Origin of the sequence: Gemmobacter sp. LW-1 (assembly GCF_001303875.1) — a bacterium.
GTDB lineage: Bacteria > Pseudomonadota > Alphaproteobacteria > Rhodobacterales > Rhodobacteraceae > Gemmobacter > Gemmobacter caeni.
Genome location: NZ_LJSC01000012.1, coordinates 1 through 4,445, shown reverse-complemented (window position 1 = coordinate 4,445; position 4,445 = coordinate 1). Strand labels below are relative to the sequence as shown.

General features: G+C 64.8%; 5 protein-coding genes. All 5 read left to right on the top strand.

What is annotated here, in order from left to right:
• Positions 1-45 precede the first annotated feature (45 nt).
• Positions 46-909: an ABC transporter permease gene (locus AO684_RS02015; protein WP_054301082.1), complete on the top strand. Its 864-nt coding sequence runs from the start codon at positions 46-48 to the stop codon at positions 907-909.
• A 14-nt stretch (positions 910-923) separates the two neighbouring features.
• Entirely contained in the window at positions 924-1,796 is an 873-nt protein-coding gene (locus AO684_RS02010; RefSeq protein WP_082400658.1) for an ABC transporter permease, read from the top strand.
• A gap of 35 nt (positions 1,797-1,831) precedes the next feature.
• Positions 1,832-2,806 carry an ABC transporter substrate-binding protein gene (locus tag AO684_RS02005; RefSeq protein WP_054301080.1) on the top strand — a complete coding sequence of 325 codons (975 nt, stop codon included), beginning with the start codon at positions 1,832-1,834 and terminating at the stop codon, positions 2,804-2,806.
• Between the two features lie 204 nt (positions 2,807-3,010).
• Complete coding sequence (locus tag AO684_RS02000; protein ID WP_054301079.1) at positions 3,011-3,217, top strand: cold-shock protein; 207 nt, start codon at positions 3,011-3,013, stop codon at positions 3,215-3,217.
• 114 nt (positions 3,218-3,331) lie between these two features.
• On the top strand, positions 3,332-4,445 hold a 1,114-nt coding region (locus AO684_RS01995), incomplete at its 3' end, for a helix-turn-helix domain-containing protein (RefSeq protein ID WP_054301078.1).

Sequence of the window (4,445 nt, the reverse complement as noted above, 5' to 3'; positions counted from 1 at the left end):
CCCCCCGAGGATATTTTTCGACAGAAAATGAGCGGGGCGGGCATGCTGCGTAGTCTCGTCCCGGTTCTGACCGTTGTTCTGGCGATTGTCGGCTTGTGGTATCTGGCGGCGATCTGGATGAATGCGACCTGGGTTTACGATCAGGCGGCGCGCGAGGGGCGTGAGGTCATGCTGGTCGATCTGGTGACCGAGACGCTGCATCAGGAGCGTCCGGTGCTGCCCGCACCGCATCAGGTGGCGAAGGGGCTGTATGACGGGTTCTTCGGCCAGAAGGTGACGTCGAAACGCAGTCTGGTCTATCACGGCTGGGTCACGCTGTCGGCGACGCTTCTGGGCTTTGTGATGGGGTCCGGTCTGGGCATCCTGCTGGCGGTCGGCATCGTCTATAACCGGGCGATGGACATGAGTGTCATGCCTTGGGCCATCGCCAGCCAGACCATCCCGATCCTTGCCATTGCGCCCATGATCATTGTCGTTCTGAACAGCATGGGGGTGCAGGGGATTGTGCCGAAGGCCATCATCTCGGCCTATCTTTCGTTCTTCCCGGTGGTGGTGGGCATGGTGAAGGGGCTGCGCGCCCCCGACGGGATGCAACTGGACCTGTTGCGCACCTATAATGCCAGCGGGGCGCAGACCTTTGCCAAGCTGCGGCTGCCGTCGTCGATGCCGTATCTGTTCGCCTCGCTGAAGGTGGGGGTGGCGGCCTCGCTGGTGGGCACGATTGTTGGCGAACTGCCGACCGGGGCGGTGGCGGGGCTGGGCTCGCGGCTCCTGAGCGGGTCGTATTACGGACAGACAGTGCAGATCTGGGCGGCGCTGTTCGCGGCGGCGCTGCTGGCGGCTTCGCTGGTGGCGATCATCGGGCTGGCGGAGCGGATCGTGCTGCAACGGATGGGGCTGGTGCGATGATGGGGCTGGCAATCATGGCCGCCGTCGCGGCGGCGGGGTTTGTGGCCGACTGGCGGCTTGGGCTGGTGCTGGCGGTCTGGTTCGGCGCCTGGACGCTGAACGCCGGCCTGGCCGAGGGGCGCGGCTCCTGGGTGCGGCGGGTTGTTCCGCTGATCTTTGGCATCACACTGCTGGTGCTGTGGGAAATGACGGTGGATCTGTTCGGGGTGAACCCTGTGATCCTGCCTGCGCCCTCGGCGATCTGGGCTCAGCTGATCAGCAGTCTCCCGACGCTGTGGGCCGATTTCGTGCAGACCTTCGTGAAGGGTGCGCTGACCGGCTATGTGCTGGGCTGTGGTGCTGCCATCGGTACGGCGATCCTGATTGACCGCTCTCCCTTCCTGCAACGCGGGTTGCTGCCGGTGGGGAATTTCGTGGCCGCCCTTCCCATTGTCGGCATCGCGCCGATCATGGTCATGTGGTTCGGCTTTGACTGGCATTCCAAGGCGGCGGTCGTGGTGGTCATGGTGTTCTTCCCCGTGCTGGTGAACATGGTGGCGGGGCTGAAAGCGACCGAGCCGATGCAGCGCGACCTGATGGCAACCTACAGCGCAAGCTACTGGCAGACGCTGATGAAGCTGCGCCTGCCTGCCGCCTTGCCCTTCCTGTTCAACGGGTTGAAGATTGCCACCACCCTTGCGCTGATCGGGGCGATCGTTGCCGAATTTTTCGGCAGCCCCATCGTCGGCATGGGGTTCCGCATCACGGCAGAGATCGGGCGGCTTGGCCTGCCGATGATCTGGGCCGAAATTGCGGTGGCGGCCTTGGCGGGATCGGCCTTCTACGGCCTGGTCGCGCTGATCGAGAAGCGGATGACCTTCTGGCATCCGTCGCAGAGACGACAGTGAAAAACCGGGAAAACCGGCAACATGGAGGTTTGACTATGAAATATCTGATGACGAGTGCGGCGGCGCTGGCCTTCATGGCGGGCGCGGTTCAGGCCGAGGATGTGACGCTGCAACTGAAATGGGTCACCCAGGCGCAGTTCGCGGGCTATTACGTTGCCAAGGACAAGGGGTTCTACGACGAGGAAGGGCTGAACGTCACCATTCTGCCCGGCGGCCCGGATGTGGCGCCGACGCAGGTCATCGCGGGTGGCGGCGCCGATGTGGTGGTGGACTGGATGCCTTCAGCCCTGGCCGCGCGGGAGAAGGGGCTGCCGCTGGTCAATATCGCGCAGCCGTTCAAATCCTCGGGGATGATGCTGACCTGCCTGAAGGAATCGGGCGTGGCGACCCCGGCCGATTTCAAGGGCAAGACGCTGGGCGTCTGGTTCGGGGGCAACGAATATCCGTTCCTCAACTGGATGAACAAGCTGGGGCTGAAGACCGACGGCACCGATGTCACCGTGCTGAAACAGGGTTTCAACGTCGATCCGCTGTTGCAGAAACAGGCGGCCTGCATCTCGACCATGACCTATAACGAATATTGGCAGGTGATCGACGCGGGCGTGAAGCCCGAGGATCTGGTGACCTTCAAATACGAGGACGAGGGCGTCGCCACGCTGGAGGACGGGCTTTATGTGCTGGAGGATAACCTCAAGGACGCGGCCTTCGACGAAAAGATGGTGAAATTCGTCCGCGCCTCGATGAAAGGCTGGAAATACGCCGAGGCGAACCCGGACGAAGCCGCGATGATCGTGCTGGAAAATGACGAAACCGGCGCCCAGACCGAAAGCCACCAGAAGCGCATGATGGGCGAGGTGGCAAAGCTCACCGCCGGTTCGAACGGTGCGCTGGACGAGGCGGATTATACCCGCACGGTCGAGGCGCTGATGTCGGGCGGTTCGGACCCGGTGATCACCAAGGCCCCCGAAGGCGCCTGGACGCATCAGATCACCGACAAGGCCCTGCAATAAATCTGAAGGCGCGCGGGGGCGGATCTCCGCGCGCTTTTTTTGAGACCGCTGCCGGTGCTTGTGCGGAAGCCGACGAAGTGGTATTCAAAAGCGGCTAAGCTTCTTCTCTCGACCTTCTGTTTCCTTATGGCTTCAGTGGATCCGACGACGACACTGAGCCGGGCCGCCGCACTCCGCGGGCGGCAAACAAAAGGAGATATCACGATGGCCAACGGCACCGTGAAATGGTTCAACGCAACCAAAGGTTTCGGTTTCATCGCCCCCGAGGGTGGTTCGCGCGACGTGTTCGTGCACATCTCGGCGCTGGAGCGCGCAGGCATCCGTCAACTGAATGACGGTCAGGCTGTGACCTTCGACATCGAAAAAGGCCGTGACGGCCGCGAATCGGCGACCAATATCGCGCTGGCCTGATCGGCACGCGACATTGCGACAGGGGTGGGGCTGGTGCGAACCGGCTCCGCCTTTTTCATTTCTGTGTATTTGTAAAGTTTACAGATTTGTGTAAATTGTCGGCGGAGGTGACCCATGCCGCTGAGCGCCCTGACCGGAAGCCGTGTGCGCGAGCGCCGTCTGGCGCTGGGGTTGCGTCAGGCCGATGTGGCGCGGGCCGCCGGGATTTCTGCCGCCTATCTGAACCTGATCGAACATGGCCGCCGCCGGGTGACGGGTGATGTTCTGGTGCGTCTGGCCACGGTGCTGGGCATCGAGTCGGCAGAACTGGAGCAGGGCAGTGAGGGCGCGCTGGCCGAGGTACTGCGCACCGCCGCCGCCGCCGAGCCGGAGGCTGCCGCCGAGCTGGAGCGGATCGAGGAATTCATCGGGCGCTATCCGGGCTGGGCGCGCCTGTCCGGGGGCCTGCAGCGGCGTATCGGTCAGCTGGAACAGGCCGTGGCGGCGCTGAACGACCGGATTGCCCATGACCCGCACCTGAGCCTGTCGCTGCACGAGGTGCTGTCGGCAGTCAGTTCCGTTCGCTCCACCGCGGCCATCCTTGCCGAAACCGAGGATATCGAGCCGGAATGGCGCGCGCGGTTCCACGCCAACCTGCACCATGACAGCGAGCGGCTGGCCACCGGGGCCGAGGCGCTGGTGGCCTATCTCGACGGATCGGACCGGACCGAGATGCCGGGCGCGGTGTCGCCGCAGGAGGAGCTGGACGACTGGCTCGCCGCGCGCGGCTGGTATCTGCCGGAACTGGAGGCGCCGGGCGGCGAGGTCGATCTGTCGGCGCTGGCCTCTGTGGCGGCGCGGGATCTGGCAACGGTCTGGGTCGCGCGGATGCGGGCCGATATGGCGATGCTGCCGCTGCCCCGGCTGGAGGCCGCGCTGGCCGAATGGGGGCCAGACCCGGTTCTGATCGGCACACGGACCGGGGCAGGGGTTCTGGTCGCGATGCGGCGGCTGGCGCTGCGGCCCGGTTCGGACCTCGGGCTGGTGATCGCGGATGCGGCGGGGGCGCTGGTGTTCCGCAAACCCGTACCGGGATTCGTGCCGCCACGGTTTGGTGCGGCCTGTGCGCTCTGGCCGCTGTTCGAGGCGCTGGCCCGCCCCATGATGCCCGTGCTGGCCGAGATCGAGATGGCAGGGCGGCGGCGCGCCCGCTTTGCCGCCCGCGCCTGGGGCGAGGCAAGCTGGCCCG

Excerpts from the sequence above, each read along its gene's own strand:
- AO684_RS02010 (WP_082400658.1), top strand. The coding sequence starts at position 924 with ATGGCCGCCGTCGCGGCGGCGGGGTTTGTGGCCGACTGGCGGCTTGGG.
- AO684_RS02005 (WP_054301080.1), top strand. The coding sequence starts at position 1,832 with ATGAAATATCTGATGACGAGTGCGGCGGCGCTGGCCTTCATGGCGGGC.
- AO684_RS02000 (WP_054301079.1), top strand. The coding sequence starts at position 3,011 with ATGGCCAACGGCACCGTGAAATGGTTCAACGCAACCAAAGGTTTCGGT.